We start from the raw sequence: 15,944 nt of genomic DNA on the forward strand, positions 1-15,944 counted from the left end.
CGATTCCTTGCGGTTAGCATCGGGTCATGCGGCCTGACGGCCGCTTCAATTTAGTGCGCCATGGTCATTTCTCACTGGAACCAGTGTTCACGTGCTTTCATGATCAACGCCTTAGCGGCATCCTCTTCCATTCCGGTCATCTCGACCAGTTCATCCACAGCCAGCTCGGCGAGTTCGTCGCGCGTCTGGATCTGATGTTCGGCCAGCTTGGCGAGCAGGTCGGCGTCCATGCCGTCCAGGCTCTTCAGGTCGAGCGCTACATTTTCGACCTTTTCTTCATTCGCGATTGCCTGCGTCAACAGCGCGTCGCGCGAGCGATTACGCAGTTCGTGGACGGTGTCTTCGTCGAACGCTTCGATTTCGAGCATTTCGTTGAGTGGCACATAGGCAATCTCTTCGAGGCTCGTAAAGCCTTCGTCGATCAGGATGTCAGCGACTTCTTCGTCGACATCGAGACGCGCCATGAACAGGTCACGCAAAACGCCGCGTTCCTGATTCTGCTTTTGCGCAGATTCGTCCGGCGTCATGATGTTGATCTGCCAGCCGGTGAGTTCGCTGGCAAGACGCACGTTCTGGCCGCTGCGGCCGATCGCGACCGCCAGTTCGTTTTCGTCTACGACGACGTCCATCGAATGTTTTTCTTCATCGACGACGATCGACTGGACGGCTGCCGGCGCGAGCGCGCCGATCACAAACTGTGCGGGATCCTCCGACCATAGCACGATGTCGACGTTTTCGCCACCGAGCTCGTTACGCACCGCCTGCACGCGCGAACCACGAATGCCGACGCAGGTGCCGATCGGATCGATGCGCTTGTCGTACGCGACCACACCGATCTTTGCGCGCACGCCCGGATCGCGCGCGGCCGCCTTGATTTCCAGCAGGCCTTGTTCGATTTCCGGCACTTCCATCTCGAACAGCTTCATCAGGAACTCGGGCGCCGTACGCGACAGTTCGATCTGCGGACCGCGCGCGGTGCGATCGACCTTCGCGATATAGGCGCGCACGCGGTCGCCCACGCGCAGGTTTTCCTTCGGAATCAGCTGGTCGCGGCGCAGAAGCGCTTCGACACGGCCGGTTTCGACGATGAAGTTGCCCTTGTCGAGACGCTTCACCGAGCCGGTCATGATGTGCTCGCCGCGCTCGAGGAAATCGTTCAGGATCTGTTCGCGTTCGGCGTCGCGCACCTTCTGCAGGATCACCTGCTTGGCGGCCTGCGCGCCGATACGGCCGAATTCGATCGACGGCACCGGTTCCTCGATGAACTCGTCGAGTTGAATCTCGGGCTTCTGTTCACGTGCCTCGAACAGCAGGATTTCCTGATCCGGCTCCTGCAAACCGGCTTCGTCCGGCACCACTTTCCAGCGTCGAAACGTTTCGTGTTCGCCGCTTTCACGATCGATCTGGACGCGAATATCCGCGTCTTCTTCGAAGAGTTTCTTGGAGGCCGAAGCGAGGGCCGCCTCGAGCGCGGCAAATACCACGTCTTTGTCGACGTTCTTCTCGCGTGCCAGCGCATCCACCAGCATCAACACTTCGCGACTCATTGTTTGCGGCTCCTAAAGTCAAACTTCGGAACGAGGCGTGCCTTATCGATATCCGCGAGCGTGAAATCGAGCATCGCGGCGCCTTCCTTCCCTTCAAATTCCAGACCGATCGTCTCGTCTTGCGGAGCATGCAGGATGCCCCGGTACGATTTCCGTCCGTCCAATGGCTTTTTCAATGTGATTACCACTTCGCTGCCTGCGAAGCGTTCAAAATCCGCCAGTTTTTTCAGCGGGCGGTCGAGCCCCGGCGACGATACTTCGAGCCGCTCGTAATCGATATTTTCGACCGTCAAAACGTGCTGGAGCTGACGCGTGACTTTCTCGCAGTCTTCGATCGCGATGCCGGCCGGCTGGTCGATATAGATACACAACATGCCGCGCCCGGTGCGCTCGAGATCGACGAGCTCGTAGCCGAGTCCCACGACCGTGGTTTCAATCAGTTCCGTCAGTTGCACAGTGCCCTCTTAGATGTTCGCGCAGCGAGCCTGCCGCTTGTTTTGCAAACAACCAATGCGGGCCGCGCGCCAAGCCGGCGCACGTTCGTGCTACCCGAGATGCCGAACCACTGAGAACTGCGCGGCAAAAAAAAATGGGCTAAACGCCCATCATCTTATTGCCGGTGGTCGCACCTGAGCCGCACATAAAAAGCCGCACGCCCAGCGACTCCGCGATTGTAGCCATTTTTCGGGACAAACGCAAACCGCAGAACGCCGCCCAACGCGCTTTTCCGCTTGATTTCATGGGAATCTTTCAACGATATGACGGCGCTTCAGGCCTTTTGCAAGGCGGCTGACGCCGCCCTGAACCCGCGCCCGACAAGCGGGGCAGATGAAATCCGCCCCCACTTCCCGTTACGCCGCGGTTTTATGCGTCACATGAAATGTGAGCGGCGCCGGGCTAATGCTTTTCGTCGATCGACTCTGCCGGTCGCCAGCGAAAGATCCTTTGAAGAGATCCGCGGCTGACCGCCATGCATGACCGGCGTGGTGCTTAACGACCGCGCGAACGGCCGCGAGGAGCGCCGCCGCCACGATTGGCGCCGCCGGCGTTGCCGCCGCCCGCACGGTTGCCGGCGCCGCCGCGATTGCCGCCCGGCCCGCGATTGCCACCGCCGCTACCCGGATTGGGACCGCCGCTGCCGCCGGCGCGCTTGCCGCCGCCAGCCGCACGGTTGCCACTGCCGGATGGTGCGCGATTGCCATCGACTTCACGGCCGCCACGCGGGCCGCCCGCGCCGCCGCCCATCGGGCCACTGAACCCACCGGCGCCACGTGCGCCGCCGCGATTGCCGTAACCACCCCCGAAACCTGAGCCCGCACCGCCGCCGAAGCCACCGCCCGCCGCACCTCGCCGTCCCTGGCCCTGGCCACGCGGCTGTTGCTGGTCAAAGCGGCCATGCGACATCAGCACGGGTTCGCGGCCGATGAAGCCCATCGACGTCTGCATCGGATCCGGCTGCTTGCGCTCCGGCGCTTCCCGGCGACCGCCCTTGTCTTCCGCCGGAGCCTTCAGGCCGACCGACGCCATCAGCGCGCGCACCTGGTTGTCCTCGAGCTCTTCCCAGCGGCCGCGCTTGAGACCCTTGGGCAGCGAGATCGGGCCGTGACGGGTACGAATCAGGCGGCTGACCATCAGGCCGGCCGCTTCGAACATACGACGCACTTCGCGGTTACGCCCTTCGGCGAGCGCGACGTGATACCAGTGATTCGTGCCTTCGCCGCCGCCGTCGCGGATACGCAGGAAGTTCGCGGGGCCGTCTTCCAGCTCGACGCCGTTCAGCAGCTTCTGACGCATGCCTTCGGCCAGTTCGCCGACCACGCGCACCGCATATTCACGCTCGACGCTATAACGCGGGTGCATGAAACGGTTCGCCAGATCGCCCGACGTGGTCAGCATCAGCAGACCTTCGGTGTTGAAGTCGAGACGGCCGACCGCGAGCCACTTTGCGGTTTTCATCGGCGGCAGATTGTCGAACACCGACGCACGACCTTCCGGATCCGCGTGGCTGACGATTTCGCCGGTCGGCTTGTGATACAGCAGCACGCGCGGCGGCTTGTTGGCCAGCTTGCGCTTGACCGGCTTGCCGTTGATGCGAACCTGGTCGGTCGGCATGATGCGCTGGCCGATGTGAGCCGGCTCGCCGTTGACCGACACGCGGCCGGCAACGATCAGTTCTTCCATGTCGCGGCGCGAACCCATGCCGGCTTCGGCCAGCACCTTGTGCAGCTTCGGCGCGTCGTCGTCAGCGGCGAGCACGCGCTTGGGCGCGGCCGGTTTGCCACGGCGCAGCATCGGTGCGCGCACGCCGCCGGTGGTGCTGTTGTCCGCGTCGAACGCGGGCGATGTGACGTACGAGAACAGATCGTCCTGACCCGCGACTGCCGCGGCCGCCGGCGCTTCACCGCCGCGGCGGCTGTTCTGGCGCTGGCCGCCCTCGCGCGGCTGACGCTCGCGTTGACCTTCACGTTGACCTTCGCGCGGCGCGCCGTCACGCGGTGCGCCCTCGCGCTTCGCGCCGCCCGCATTGCGGCGCGGCCCTTGACCCTTGGCGCCCGCGTCCTTGCGCGGCATACGCACTTGCGCGACGACTTCGCCGTCCGGCGGCGCCTCGGTGACGACCGGCGCCCCTTGCGCGGGCGCGCCTTCGGCGCCCTTCGTCTTCGCGCCGGCGCGGCGCCGGGCGATCAGGCTGCGCGGGCCGCGACGCAGGCCGCGGCGCGGACGGTCTTCGCCGTCTGCTTCCGTGGTCTGCGCCGGGCGCTCGCCCTCGCCTGCCGACGCTTGCTTGGTGCGCGTTTCGTCAGCGCGCGCCGACGGCACGGCGCGCTCGGATTCGGACGAATCGGTGTCGTGGGTATGTGTCAAAACAACCTCAAAATGTCAGGTCGCGCACGCCCGTTGCGGGCGTGGCAAAAAATTTCGGTTACGTCAGGCGCTGCGCGACTCGGGTTCGTCGTCGGTCAGAATGCCTGCGTCCTGCGCCGCATCGCGACGATCCAGAGGATCGCCGTGCGCCGCCTTGGTCGGGTTCGGCTCGGCGGCGTGCTCCGTATTGCGGAGTACGCCCGAGTCGTGCGCGGGTATTGCCGGATCGGCCTGGGAGACCGGATCGTGATTCTCTGCGGACTCGGCGACGCCGGTCTGCGGTGCAACGTTCGCCGGGTGCGCAGCCTCAGCCTGCTCCTGCGCGGCAGCGGCGTCCGTATGCGCTCCGGATGATGCCGATGCGTTTTGCGCGGCGACTTCCACCGCCGCGTCGGCCGCCTGCGCCGATTCCACCGGCTCAGCGTGCTGCGTCTGGTGCTCTTCAGCAAGTTCGTCAGCGATTTCTGTTCCTGACGCCTCGTTCAGCTCTCCAAGCGGGCTGTCAGCGGCAAGAGCAACTTCGTCGGATTGCGGCGCTTCGCTCGTGGCTTGCGGAATATTCTCCGGCTCGTCATCGGCAGTTGCGCTCACAAACTCATCCGCAACAGCGCCTGCTTCAACTACCACACCGGAATCCACCTGCTCTTCTTCCGGAGCCGAAACCTGTGCGACATCGGCATCGGCGAACTCAATTGCGTGCTGGCCGAGCAGATCCGCGTTCAACTGCGCCGACGGATCGGCGAGCGGCGGCAATTCGTCCAACGCCGTCAGCCCGAGGTCGTCGAGGAATTGCCGCGTGGTCGCGTACAGTGCCGGGCGACCCGGCACGTCACGATGACCGATCACTTCGATCCAGCCGCGGTCTTCGAGTTGCTTGACGACCTGCGTATTCACCGTGACGCCGCGAATCTCTTCAATGTCGCCACGCGTCACCGGTTGCCGGTATGCAATGATCGCGAGCGTTTCGAGTACCGCGCGCGAATATTTCGGCGGTTTCTCAGGATGCAAACGATCCAGATACGAGCGCATCGCGGGCTTGCTTTGAAATCGCCAGCCCGACGCCAGCCCGACCAACTCCACACCGCGCCCAGACCAGTCCTGCTTGAGGTCTTCGAGCAACGTCCGAACGGTGTCTGCCGACACGCCGTCGGCAAAGAGCTTGCGCAACTCGCCGAGCTTTAACGGCTCCTGCGCGCAGATCAAGGCAGTCTCGAGGACGATCTTCGCCTCTTGGGTATTCATGCAGCTAGGTCAGACCCTGTGGTCAAAGAACCGGATCAAACAGACGATGTGGAACTGAAGACGCGCTCGCCCGATTCTGATCGGTCATATTGATGGGAGCACGCACCGGGGGGAGGCGAAACAGACAATCGAACCAAACCCAGCCGGACGGAGCAGCGATATTCCTGAAGGGAACCGCGTGACTGAGCGCCATATTACGCAAAAACAATCAGTGCGTAAAGACGAAATCCCCCGCGCATTTTCCAACCCCGGCTTCACGGACGTGGTTTAGCAAAAAAGTGGGCATAATTTGATAAAAACCCGCTTTTTTCTGCTGATCTTCGCCTGGTTGGCTCTATAGGTTCAGGCAGCCACCTTTTCCGCCACGTGTTCATTGTGCCGTTGCATGTTCCCTCAAGAACCGTTTCAGGCGCTCGACGCCCGCGTCCAGCCGCGCCGTGTCGCAGGCGTAGCACCAGCGCACGAAGCCCTCGCCTTGCGGACCGAACGCGCTGCCCGGCGCCACGCCCAGCCCGACGTCACGCACCATCGCCTTGCAAAGCTCCAGACTGCGCGAGGCGCCCGGCATCGAGAAAAACAGATACATCGCGCCGGGCGGCGCCTTGACGTCGACGCCGGGCACCGAGGCGAGCGCGCTCACCAGATGGTCGCGTGACGCCTTCAGGTCGCGCACCAGTTCCTGCGTAAAGCGCTCGCCCTGCTCGATAGCCGCAATGCCCGCCTGCTGCACGAAGGCCGGCGCGCACGAAGTGTTGTACTCGACGAGCTTGCCCAGATCGTCCATCAACGCGGCCGGCGCGACGATCCAGCCGAGCCGCCAGCCTGTCATCAACCATGCCTTCGAAAACGAATTGACGCAGATCACGCGTTCGTCTCGGGTGGCCAGATCGAGGAATGACGGCGCCGTGCGCGAGGGCGCCCCGGCCGCGCCGGGCTCGGCGTCCGCATAGTAAAGGCGTTCGTAGACTTCGTCCGCGACGATCCAGATGCCGTGGCGCCGGCAATGCGCCAGCACGGCACGCTGCTCGTCGCGGCTCATCACCCAGCCCGTCGGATTGTTCGGCGAGTTGATCAGCAGCATTTTCGTGTCCGGGGTCAGCGCCGCCAGCAGTTGCCCGAGGTCGAGTTGCCAGCCGCGCTCGCCGTACCCCAGCGCGACTGTTTCGACATGCGCGCCGAGAATCTTCGGAATCTCGACCAGATTCGGCCAGAGCGGCGTGACCGCGACGACGCGGTCGCCCGCGCCCACCACGAGTTGCGCCGCGAGCATCAGCGCATTCACGCCCGCGCTCGTCACCGCGACGTGCTGCGCCAACGTCGCGCCGTGCAGGTCGCTGACATAGCCCGCCAGCGCGGCGCGCAGCGGCGCGATGCCGAGGTTGTGCGTGTAGAACGTCGCACCGGCCGCGAGCGACGCGCTAGCAGCGTCGCGGATGAAGGCGGGCGTGACGCGGTCGGATTCGCCGAACCAGAACGGCAGCACGTCGGCGACGCCGAAACCGGCGTTGGCGACTTCGCGGATCTGCGAAGGACGCAGTGCGCGCACGGCATCGCGCGCGTTCGGGATGGATGGCACAGGCAGGTCCGATTCGCTCATCGAGGCTTCCAGACGGGTGAAGGGTATGGGTTGAACTTCAGCAGAGGAGTTAGTTTAGCTTGGTGCGTCTTTTCGGGACCGCGAAACCGCCGGATGAGAATGCGTGGCGGACGATTGGTCGCGGATGGGGCGCGGCCAGGCGCCATGCCTCGAGAGCCGCGCCGATCGCCCCGTCGCACCGCCCGAGCCCAGGGTATCGCACTCGTCGCGCCGCCGCGCCTTCTGCCCACGGGAACATTGCACTCCCTAGGCGGCCGCGCATTCGCCATTCCCTGGAACATCGCGCACCTTCGACAACCACGAACTAGTTCAAGTCCTCCGCCCTCCCCGGCAATTGGCGAATCAGTCCCCACACCGCCTCCGCCGCCGGCGACAGGGAGCGGTCGCGCCGCCGCACCAGCTCGACCGTACGCTCCGCGCGCGGCTCGAGCGGCCGGGCTACCAGCGCCGCGCCCGCAGGTAGCGGCAAGGCCAGCCAGGGCAGCACGCTCACGCCGACACCCGCCTCGACCAGCCCAAAAACGGTCGCGGAGTGCCCCAGCTCCTGCACCACCGTGGCGCTCACGCCGTATTCCTGCATCGCGGCGTCGATGATCGGCCGGCTGCCCGATGCGTAATCGAGCATTACGAGCTGCTGGCCGTCCAGGTCAGTCCACGCCACCTGCTCCTGCGCCGCTAATGGATGATCGTCGCGCGAGACGACGCAGAACGAATCCGTCATCAGCGATTCGCTTAGCAGGTCGTCGGCGGAAAACGGGCCGATGATCACGCCGAAGTCCACCTCGCCCGACTTGACCTTGCGCACCACGTCGCTCTGCACGTCGTCGCGCAAGCCGAGCGCGATATAGGGGAATTGCTGTCCGCACGAGGCCACCACGCGCGGCATGAGCCGGCATGCCACTGTCGGGCTGGCGGCCACCACCACGCGTCCGCGGCGCTGTTCACCGATTTCGCGGATCTCGCGCAGCGCGTCGTCAAGGTCGGTCAGCAGACGCGACACGCTCGACACCAGGTTGCCGCCGACATCCGTGAGTTGCACCTCCCGGGTGGTGCGGTCGATCAGCTTGAGGCCGATCTCGCTCTCCAGTTCCCGCACGCAGCGGCTGACTGCTGACTGCGTCAGGCCGATTTCATCGCCGGCGCGGCTGAAGCTCTGCAAACGGGCGACCTCGATGAAAACCCTTAGCTGGCGCAGCGTGACATTCATTTACCGACCTCATCAATTGCATCATTTGATGCGCATTGTAAGGCTAAAGACAGCACCTCACCTCCTTTTCGCAGTTTCGCTGCAATGCAGCAATAAGGCGCAAACGCACGCTGGTCGGGCCTGATTGCACAAGATTGGTGATTGTCCCGATTTGCGAGATGGGTTTTTTGGATTCTTATACGGCCCTAGCTAGCGCCCGCGCTGGCCCGCTGTCACAGGGCTTTCAGGCGGTTGGACTCAACTTGGCACACTTCCTGCATTTAGATGCACACAAGGGTCGGCGCCATGATTCTGACTGCATAGCAGACCGTGGCAAGCCCGACCCTCCTTGGCACTCGCCTATCGAGTGCATGGAGAGTGCGCGGCGCGGGGCAGCGCACCGGAGTTAGCTTCGCTGAGGTGAAACATGATGCTGTTCGACGATTTGAGAGACAACGAGTGGGCGCTGGTCGAGGCGTTGTTCTGTGCGGAGCCCGCACGGAGCGAACGGCGCGGTCGGCCACGCGTGGAAGCGCGCGCGGTTGTCAACGCCGTGCTGTGGGTGCTATCGACAGGCGAAGGCTGGTCCAAACTGCCGGGCCGCTATCCGTCGCCGCCGACTTGCCGCCGCCGTTTCGACGAGTGGCAAGCCGATGGTACGCTCGCCGAAATAGTTAAGCGACTCGGCACGAGCGGCCGTGAAATTTCGCTGCGCGGCCGGATTGGCGCGACCGCCGCGAAACCGCCGGCACCGCCGAGCCGTGACCGTCTGCGCGGCGCATTCTGGACCAATCCGGAATCGTGGCGCGCGCCGGTCAAGATGGCCTGACGCATACTGTTTTCCCCCGGGCGCCTGCTGGCGCCCGGCATGTATCGAACCCAGGTCGACGCGTCTTCATGCACGCCCTGCCTGATATGGGCACCGCTGCCGGCGCGCCCACCACAGTCGTCCCTTCCCGCCACACCCAGCCTGCGCGCTGCTTCAGAGGTCTGAAGCGGCGCCATCGTTGCGGGTGAAACATCCATTTACTATTACTTACAGCGTGCTTTCGCGACTGGGCATACCTTATATGTATGCAAACAGGCCTTGTTGATCGGCTTGACGGGAGCTCAGCATGAAACCAATGTCACTGCTTCTGTGCGGCATTGTCGTTTCATCAATGGCCGCACCGGTGCTCGCTCAAGAGCGCCAACAGGCCTGGAACTGGAGGCCGGATCGTCCGGCTACCATCGAAGCCTGGCAGCAAAGCGATACACGCGCTCGCGACTTCACACCGCCGGCGCCGCGTGGGGATTTGCGCGGCGATATCGCCAGCAATGTGCGTACGCGGCCGGAGCCGCCTCGGCCGGATGCGACACGCCGGCGTTAGGCGGGGCCGGACATGAGTAGCGGCCATGCGCCGTGCCGGCGAAGTTCCGCAGCGCATATTAAGTAATTGGGGGAACCACCGCGCGTCGTGCCGGTCTGATTTAACGCCATTAGCACAGCGTGGCAGTAGTAATTCCGGTACGCCCGTATCCTCGCGATACGGGCTTTTTTTTGCGCTGTCCTTAAGCAAATCGCACCGCCTGCGGGCGCGTAAGACACACGACGTAACGCAAGCGCAATGAAGCGAAGACCGAGCAATGGGGACGCCGCCAGCCGCTCGAAGCGGCCGGGAAACAACGCCTGCCGCCCGCCGGGCCTAAGGCCGGACTTCGAGCGCGGCGGTAGGCCGCGTGTCGGCGGTGGCGACGACGTAGTCGTTCATGCGCTGCGCTGTCCAGCTGAGCAGACGTTCGTCATGGGCGAGCCGTGCAAACTCGGCTCTTCCGCGCTCCGTGAGCACGGCGATATCGACAGGTGCGTGAAAGCCCGGAGCCGGCGCGACAGTGCGCTGCCGAACGGTGTCCATCAAGCCTAGTGCGCGAAGATATTGGAAAACACCCGGCCTTCTAGCCCATGGGACCTGGCGATATTGCGCCCGCCGCAGCGCTTCAAGTACCGCTTCGTTGGAATACGTGGTCATCTCACTTCTTTCTTAAAGTGCAGCTATGACACATTTATGCCCAACACGTCACCGCGCCACCAGTGACGCGCGTAGCACCCGCCCTTGGCTGGAAGCTGACTGCAACGTGTGCAGTCGAATTCCGCCAGGTGCTGCCTGGTCTCGTTTTCGGAACCCCCGTCTGAACGGCATGTTAGCGTTCTGTCCACGAGCCGGCGATGCAACCGCTGCGGCGCGATAGCAAGCCCGTGGATTTGTCCCGAAAGACATACGTTACCCCATTTAAATTGATTCTATTCACTTTATTAGCGCTTTTTTTTGCAGCAATCGTGCTATGGAAAGGCGCCCGCCGCCCTCTCGCCATCTGCATGGTCGCCTTCTTCTGGCTGCTCGCCGCAGGCTGGCTCACCGCACCCTTGCTACGGTTGGCGCAGCCGCACTGGCGGACGGAGACGCCGGCCACGTTCGCGCCGCGCACCGCGATCATCATGCTGGGCGGCGGCACGATCTACGGCGACGACCACGTCCTCATGCCTCCACGCGACGTGCTGGCGCGCATTGCGGCGAGCGCCGAGTACTACGCCGCCTGCAAACGCGCGGCCGATACGTGCCATGTGATCGTGAGCGGCGGCAATCCGCAGCGGCATCGCGCGACCGAAGCCGACACGTATCTGCCTTACCTGCTGCGTCGGCAAGTGCCACGCGCCGACATCGTGCTGGAAAACAGCAGCCGCACGACCTACGAGAATGCACGCAACGTCTCCAGCATTCTGCAGGGCTCGCGTTACGATTCGCTGATCCTTATCACCTCGGCCTATCAGATGCCGCGCGCTCTGCTCGACTTCCACCGCTTCGGCCTCGCGCCGCAGCCGATGATCTCGAACGCGATCGGCGCACGTCTTGGTGTACTCCCGCGATATGACAATCTGGCGAGCGCGGAGATCGCGTTGCACGAATTGATTGGCATCGCGCAATTTCACGTCTATCGCGCGATTGGCTGGTTCTGAAATTCGAGTCGCATGACAAAACGATTATTTAGAGATGCCAACCATGTGCTTGAGTGGTGATACGTCGTCATGACCTCTCGCGTCAGTCAACACGCATCGCAATTGGCACCCGAACGTAACCAGATGTAACGAATTGTCATTGGAGTTACAAAACCCTCTGTTGGAGCGGATATTGCTGGCTAGAATGCATTGTCTTTCCGTTTGGACAGGCAAGTACTCAGGTCACAACCACTCTGCGGAGGTAGCAATGAAGAAAGTGTCCCTGGCGATCCTGGTTTCCCTCAGTGCCGTAGCGGGCGCGGCCTATGCGCAGGACAACGGCGTCATGATGAGCACCGATCCGGCCAAGGCCGCCGACGTCGAGCAGCGTGCGCAAGATTTGCAAAACCGCCAGCAAGCAATGGACAGCGCACCGGCCATGCCGATGAAGCACCACAAGGGAAGCATGCATCACAAGAAAGCGCCCAAGGCCGACGCCGGATCGTAAGCATAGCCACCCAACTCACCCGCGGCCACGCCGCGAGCGAGCAAAAGCCGAAGCGGGCGCCGCCAGCTTCGGCTTTTTGTTGTTTAATGGGTCGGCGAAAGACTCGCCAGAAGCGGAGCAGCGCGGCGCGCCGAGCCGGCCCGCGCCGGCGGCTCAAGCCGTGCGGCGCCCGGTTGGCGGTGTGCTAAAGTCGCGCACCGACCGGCGCCTGGCCGGAATCCCCTAACCCGTGCGCACCTTGGTGCGGAGGACAGCATGAGCAACATTCAGCTTGATATCGAATGGACTGAAGCAGCATCTCGCAAAATCGAAAAACTGATGCCGCGCGGCGGTCAGGAAGCGTTTCTGGCGCTGCCGCCCGTCGAATGCCTGCCGATGGAAGGCGACGTGCTGTTTCTCGGCCCGGACGGCAAGCAGCAGCCGTTCATCGTCGCGGAACGCCAGTATCACCATGACGGCGACGCAGACTGGACCATCATCCTGATTCTCGACGTTCCGCAAGCCACGCATTAACGGCACAAACAGCACAAACGGCGAGCGCCGCACCGGGCCGCTCGTGCCCGGCAGCGCGCTCGTCGTTGTGCAATTCGCCTGAAGGTTCAGGCGATTTTCGACACGACGCGAATCTCCGCGTGTTCCACCCAGTCTGCCACCGCTTTCCTGTACGCCTCGATGTGTGCCGATTTCGCATGCACCGCGAGTGCTTCCTGGCTTTCCCAACGCTCGACAAACACGAACCGGCGTGGCTCCTGCAAGTCGCGGTGCAGATCGTACTGAAGCGCTCCCTGCTCGTTGCGCGTCGGCCCGACCAGCCCTTCGAGCGCCTGCCGCAGTTGCTCTTCATAGCCCGGCTTCGCCACCGAGATTGCGACCACCGCGATTTCCGACATGCCTGACCTCCCTTTTCACGAAAAGCAGCAGCATACCGGGCGCTCGTCAAAGCTGCAGGCGGCCTGCGCGCAAATGAGCGGCGCGCGTGTTCAGGTATCGTCTGCACCGACTCATCACCGGTTCAACATCCTTCCGTCCGAGTACCGTCCTTGCCTGGAGTTTGGCGGGTGTCCGCTTGCCGCCCTGTTACGCTCGGTTTCATACAGGCGATTGATTACGCGAGGCGCAACCGGGTTCGCGCGGCGAACGCGCGCAAAACTCACGCCGGACGGCCGGTCGGCGTGGAGACCGGCATCACCGCGGATATGACCCTGCGTCTGTGATTACCCGCACATTCACGCGAATTGCAAACTGATAGACTGGTTTTGACTAATTCGCCGGAGTCCAGCATGGCTGGCATCGCTCTCCGCGTTCCCGGGCTGTATCCGAGCTGCCCTGCGCACGCGTGGGCCGTGCATCCGTTGCGCGTCGCATTGCCTGGCGCGTCCCGTCACCCGTTTGCCGCGATGTCGCCATGTCCGCTCTCTTACCCGCCTTTATGCCATCCGTCAGCGAATTGACCCTGAGCGGCCTGCTCCCGCATCTGGTCCGGGACGAGTCCGGCTGGACCGCGACGTGGCGCGCGCTGACTCTGCATAGCGTGTTCCAGCCGGTGCTGTCAGTCACGCACCAGCGTGTGGTCGGCTACGAGGGCTTGCTGCGTGCGTTCGATCCGGTCGGTCTGCCGGTCTCCCCCGACGTGCTGTTTTCCGGCACCCGCTCGGCCGCGGACGCCCGCGAACTCGACCGCATCGCGCGCTGCCTGCATGTGGCGAATTTCATGGAACAAGGCATCAGCACCGGCTGGCTGTTTTTAAACACGCGCCCGCAGGTGTTTGAAACCGGCTGGCCGCAACGCGCGTTCATCGACGAACTGTCGTCGCATTTCGGTCTGCCGCAGGAACGCATTGTGATCGAAGTGCTCGAGCAGCCCGCCGACGACGAATCCGCTGTCGCCAGCATGCTCGCCGCGTCGCAGCCGCGCGATTTCCTGATCGCGATCGACGACTTCGGCACCGGCTTCTCGAATTTCGACCGCGTGTGGCGCTTCCGCCCGGACATTGTCAAACTCGACCGTTCACTGGTCGCGCGAGCCGGCAGGCGCGAAGGCGACGACTCGATGATCGGCCATCTGGTCTCGATGCTGCATCAGTCCGGCACGCTGGTGCTGGCCGAAGGTGTCGAAACCGATGAAGAGCTGATGATCCTGATGGAGGCCGATGTCGATTTCGTGCAGGGTTTCTGGCTCGGCCAGCCGAAGAGTTCCGTGAAGGCGGCCTGCGCCAAGGTGCCGGAGGTGATCGAATCGATGTGGAGCAAGTTCGCGGAGTACGAACGCGAGCATGCCGGCCACCAGCGGCTCGGTTTTGAAGGGTTCGCAGAAGCGGTGCTGAGCGCCGCCGAGACCTACAAGGCCACCGGCGATCTGCGCCAGGCAGCGCAAAAGGTCTGGCATCTGCGCGAGGCACGCCGCGTATTCATCACCAACGGGCTGGGTGAGCAAACCCTGCCTTCGGTGACGGCCGCCTCGGTGCCACCGCCTCCGCTACGGCTCGCGCCGCTCTACACCGATACGCGCAGCAACTGGTCGCGGCGCGCCTACTTCAAGCACGCGCTCGCCGCGCCGGGGCGCGTCGCGATGATGGGTCCGCATTATTCGCTCGCCGACGGTCAGGACTGCTACACCGCGGCCCTCGCCTTCGAGCATGACGGCCCGCATGTGTTGTGCGTCGATTTCGTGCCGACCGCCACGACCGCCGTGGCACGCCCTTCCGGACCCGGTCCTTCGGGACGCGGCAGCAAGCGCTAGTCGTCGACGCGGCCGCGGCCGGATTTGATCTCGCTGCGTTTGGCTTTGCCGTCGAGGCGCCGCAGGTTCGACGCGCGCGTCGGCCGGGTTGCGACGCGCGGTTTGCGCGTCACGCTGACGCTTTCAATCAGTTCATCGAGCCGCGCCAGCGCCGCCGCCCGGTTCATCTCCTGCGTCCGATGCTCCTGCGCCTTGATGATCACCACGCCGTCGCGCGTAAGCCGGTGATCGGACAGCGCGAGCAGGCGCATTTTCAACACTTCCGGCAACGACGATGCCTGCACATCGAAGCGCAGGTGAATGGCGCTCGACACCTTGTTGACGTTCTGACCACCCGCTCCTTGCGCGCGCACCGCAGTCAGTTCGATTTCGTTCGGCGGGATCGGATAGCGGGATGTCATGACACGAGCTTGAATCGGAAAACATGAGTGTACACAGCGCGCGACCGATCACCGACTACGGACTATCGAGCGCGGCTGCCGATGCGAAAAACTATTTGCGTCGACGCGGGCAGTTCATCGATACTGCGTTTTTCGCTTACAGCGTAAATTCACATGAAGCTCCGCCCAGGGTTTGTGCTGGAACTGGCTGTCAACTTTCTGTTGCCGTGGCTCGCCTACCGGCTTGCGCTGCCGCATCTGGGCGAGACCGGCGCGTTGATTGCGTCAGCGGTGCCGCCGATCGTGTGGAGCCTGATCGAACTCGCGCGATTTCGGCGCGTGGACGCGCTCAGCGTGATCGTGTTGGCCGGCATCGTACTCTCGGTCGCGGCCATGGCGCTCGGTGGCAGTCCGCGCATGCTGCTGTTGCGCGAGTCGATGGTATCCGGCGCGATCGGCGTAGTGTTTCTGCTCTCGTTGCCGATGCGCCGCCCGCTGATCTTTTATCTCGCGCGCGCCACCGTCGCGCGCGAAATGGAAGGCGGCGCCGAGCGCTTCGAGGCCCTGTGGCAGGAGCGGCCGGCTCTCGTCAGCGCGATGCGCTTGATGACGCTGGTGTGGGGCGTCGGCCTGACCGGCGAGACGGCGTTGCGTGCGTGGATGGCGCTCACGTGGCCGATCGAGCGCTTCCTGGTCGTATCGCCGTTTATCGGCTACGGCATTTATGGCGGCCTCGCGTTGTGGACGTTCTGGTATCGGAAGACCATGCCTGGCCGGGTCGAGGCGCGTGTGCAGTCGGGTGGCGCGGCTGGTTGAACGGGTTCGGCGCGCAATGGGCGCTTGGGCCGGGGCGCAAATCTACCTTCCTCCTTCCTACCGTTCTGCCGTTCTGCCGTTCTGCCGTT

At 63.7% G+C, this 15,944-nt stretch carries 15 protein-coding genes and 1 pseudogene; 7 read left to right on the top strand and 9 right to left on the bottom strand.

All coding sequences use genetic code 11. The features are described from left to right. Positions 1–71: 71 nt before the first annotated feature. The 6 genes from nusA to B0G82_RS18420 form a co-directional block, all read right to left on the bottom strand. Positions 72–1,547: a transcription termination factor NusA gene (nusA, locus tag B0G82_RS18395; RefSeq protein ID WP_012432652.1), complete on the bottom strand. Its 1,476-nt coding sequence runs from the start codon at positions 1,545–1,547 to the stop codon at positions 72–74. Next, positions 1,544–2,002 (bottom strand): ribosome maturation factor RimP, encoded by a 459-nt coding sequence (gene rimP / locus B0G82_RS18400; protein WP_106284567.1) that lies wholly within the window; start codon positions 2,000–2,002, stop codon positions 1,544–1,546. The genes nusA and rimP overlap by 4 nt, the downstream gene beginning before the upstream one ends. Before the next feature lie 535 nt (positions 2,003–2,537). Further along, positions 2,538–4,412, bottom strand: coding sequence for a 23S rRNA pseudouridine(2605) synthase RluB (rluB, locus tag B0G82_RS18405; RefSeq protein WP_121308364.1), 1,875 nt, complete (start codon positions 4,410–4,412; stop codon positions 2,538–2,540). Between the two features lie 63 nt (positions 4,413–4,475). Further along, positions 4,476–5,654 carry an SMC-Scp complex subunit ScpB gene (scpB, locus tag B0G82_RS18410; RefSeq protein ID WP_121308366.1) on the bottom strand — a complete coding sequence of 393 codons (1,179 nt, stop codon included), beginning with the start codon at positions 5,652–5,654 and terminating at the stop codon, positions 4,476–4,478. A gap of 370 nt (positions 5,655–6,024) precedes the next feature. Next, entirely contained in the window at positions 6,025–7,251 is a 1,227-nt protein-coding gene (locus tag B0G82_RS18415; RefSeq protein WP_121308368.1) for a pyridoxal phosphate-dependent aminotransferase, read from the bottom strand. Between the two features lie 304 nt (positions 7,252–7,555). Next, positions 7,556–8,458 carry a LysR family transcriptional regulator gene (locus B0G82_RS18420; protein WP_116142237.1) on the bottom strand — a complete coding sequence of 301 codons (903 nt, stop codon included), beginning with the start codon at positions 8,456–8,458 and terminating at the stop codon, positions 7,556–7,558. A gap of 409 nt (positions 8,459–8,867) precedes the next feature. On the opposite strand from B0G82_RS18420, the pseudogene B0G82_RS18425 reads away from it, so the two are divergent. Together B0G82_RS18425 and B0G82_RS18430 are read left to right on the top strand one after the other, a co-directional pair. Further along, positions 8,868–9,254, top strand: a pseudogene (locus tag B0G82_RS18425) (transposase); the annotation flags it as partial. 298 nt (positions 9,255–9,552) lie between these two features. After that, the gene (locus B0G82_RS18430) at positions 9,553–9,807 is read left to right on the top strand and encodes a hypothetical protein (protein ID WP_116142239.1); all 255 of its coding nucleotides are present in this window, start codon (positions 9,553–9,555) and stop codon (positions 9,805–9,807) included. Between the two features lie 315 nt (positions 9,808–10,122). Here the strand turns inward: B0G82_RS18430 and B0G82_RS18435 are convergent, their stop codons facing one another. After that, positions 10,123–10,446 (bottom strand): hypothetical protein, encoded by a 324-nt coding sequence (locus B0G82_RS18435; protein ID WP_091794922.1) that lies wholly within the window; start codon positions 10,444–10,446, stop codon positions 10,123–10,125. 347 nt (positions 10,447–10,793) lie between these two features. Between B0G82_RS18435 and B0G82_RS18440 the strand changes: the two genes are divergently transcribed. The 3 genes from B0G82_RS18440 to B0G82_RS18450 all read left to right on the top strand — a co-directional run bounded on the left by B0G82_RS18440 (position 10,794) and on the right by B0G82_RS18450 (position 12,432). Next, positions 10,794–11,432 carry a YdcF family protein gene (locus B0G82_RS18440; RefSeq protein ID WP_116142241.1) on the top strand — a complete coding sequence of 213 codons (639 nt, stop codon included), beginning with the start codon at positions 10,794–10,796 and terminating at the stop codon, positions 11,430–11,432. Between the two features lie 247 nt (positions 11,433–11,679). Then, positions 11,680–11,919 (top strand): hypothetical protein, encoded by a 240-nt coding sequence (locus B0G82_RS18445; RefSeq protein ID WP_116142243.1) that lies wholly within the window; start codon positions 11,680–11,682, stop codon positions 11,917–11,919. 255 nt (positions 11,920–12,174) lie between these two features. Beyond that, positions 12,175–12,432, top strand: a complete 258-nt coding sequence (locus tag B0G82_RS18450) for a hypothetical protein (protein ID WP_007182306.1) — start codon at positions 12,175–12,177, stop codon at positions 12,430–12,432. Between the two features lie 86 nt (positions 12,433–12,518). On the opposite strand, the gene B0G82_RS18455 is transcribed toward B0G82_RS18450, so the two are convergent. Beyond that, positions 12,519–12,809, bottom strand: coding sequence for a putative quinol monooxygenase (locus B0G82_RS18455; protein WP_116116656.1), 291 nt, complete (start codon positions 12,807–12,809; stop codon positions 12,519–12,521). A gap of 515 nt (positions 12,810–13,324) precedes the next feature. Between B0G82_RS18455 and B0G82_RS18460 the strand changes: the two genes are divergently transcribed. Next, the gene (locus B0G82_RS18460) at positions 13,325–14,659 is read left to right on the top strand and encodes an EAL domain-containing protein (protein ID WP_241974617.1); all 1,335 of its coding nucleotides are present in this window, start codon (positions 13,325–13,327) and stop codon (positions 14,657–14,659) included. Here the strand turns inward: B0G82_RS18460 and arfB are convergent. Further along, entirely contained in the window at positions 14,656–15,060 is a 405-nt protein-coding gene (gene arfB / locus B0G82_RS18465; protein WP_012432640.1) for an alternative ribosome rescue aminoacyl-tRNA hydrolase ArfB, read from the bottom strand. The genes B0G82_RS18460 and arfB overlap by 4 nt on opposite strands. A gap of 153 nt (positions 15,061–15,213) precedes the next feature. On the opposite strand from arfB, the gene B0G82_RS18470 reads away from it, so the two are divergent. Further along, a complete protein-coding gene (locus B0G82_RS18470) occupies positions 15,214–15,855 on the top strand; it encodes a VC0807 family protein (protein WP_121308372.1) in 642 nt (213 codons plus the stop codon). Positions 15,856–15,944: the final 89 nt, after the last annotated feature.

This window comes from Paraburkholderia sp. BL17N1, assembly GCF_003634175.1.
Lineage (GTDB): Bacteria > Pseudomonadota > Gammaproteobacteria > Burkholderiales > Burkholderiaceae > Paraburkholderia.

What these genes read in the sequence shown, in the direction of transcription:
- nusA (WP_012432652.1), bottom strand. Translation starts at nt 1,547, where the DNA reads ATGAGTCGCGAAGTGTTGATGCTGGTGGATGCGCTGGCACGCGAGAAG.
- scpB (WP_121308366.1), bottom strand. Translation starts at nt 5,654, where the DNA reads ATGAATACCCAAGAGGCGAAGATCGTCCTCGAGACTGCCTTGATCTGC.
- B0G82_RS18415 (WP_121308368.1), bottom strand. Translation starts at nt 7,251, where the DNA reads ATGAGCGAATCGGACCTGCCTGTGCCATCCATCCCGAACGCGCGCGAT.
- B0G82_RS18420 (WP_116142237.1), bottom strand. Translation starts at nt 8,458, where the DNA reads ATGAATGTCACGCTGCGCCAGCTAAGGGTTTTCATCGAGGTCGCCCGT.
- B0G82_RS18430 (WP_116142239.1), top strand. Translation starts at nt 9,553, where the DNA reads ATGAAACCAATGTCACTGCTTCTGTGCGGCATTGTCGTTTCATCAATG.
- B0G82_RS18435 (WP_091794922.1), bottom strand. Translation starts at nt 10,446, where the DNA reads ATGACCACGTATTCCAACGAAGCGGTACTTGAAGCGCTGCGGCGGGCG.
- B0G82_RS18440 (WP_116142241.1), top strand. Translation starts at nt 10,794, where the DNA reads ATGGTCGCCTTCTTCTGGCTGCTCGCCGCAGGCTGGCTCACCGCACCC.
- B0G82_RS18445 (WP_116142243.1), top strand. Translation starts at nt 11,680, where the DNA reads ATGAAGAAAGTGTCCCTGGCGATCCTGGTTTCCCTCAGTGCCGTAGCG.
- B0G82_RS18450 (WP_007182306.1), top strand. Translation starts at nt 12,175, where the DNA reads ATGAGCAACATTCAGCTTGATATCGAATGGACTGAAGCAGCATCTCGC.
- B0G82_RS18455 (WP_116116656.1), bottom strand. Translation starts at nt 12,809, where the DNA reads ATGTCGGAAATCGCGGTGGTCGCAATCTCGGTGGCGAAGCCGGGCTAT.
- B0G82_RS18460 (WP_241974617.1), top strand. Translation starts at nt 13,325, where the DNA reads ATGTCCGCTCTCTTACCCGCCTTTATGCCATCCGTCAGCGAATTGACC.
- arfB (WP_012432640.1), bottom strand. Translation starts at nt 15,060, where the DNA reads ATGACATCCCGCTATCCGATCCCGCCGAACGAAATCGAACTGACTGCG.
- B0G82_RS18470 (WP_121308372.1), top strand. Translation starts at nt 15,214, where the DNA reads ATGAAGCTCCGCCCAGGGTTTGTGCTGGAACTGGCTGTCAACTTTCTG.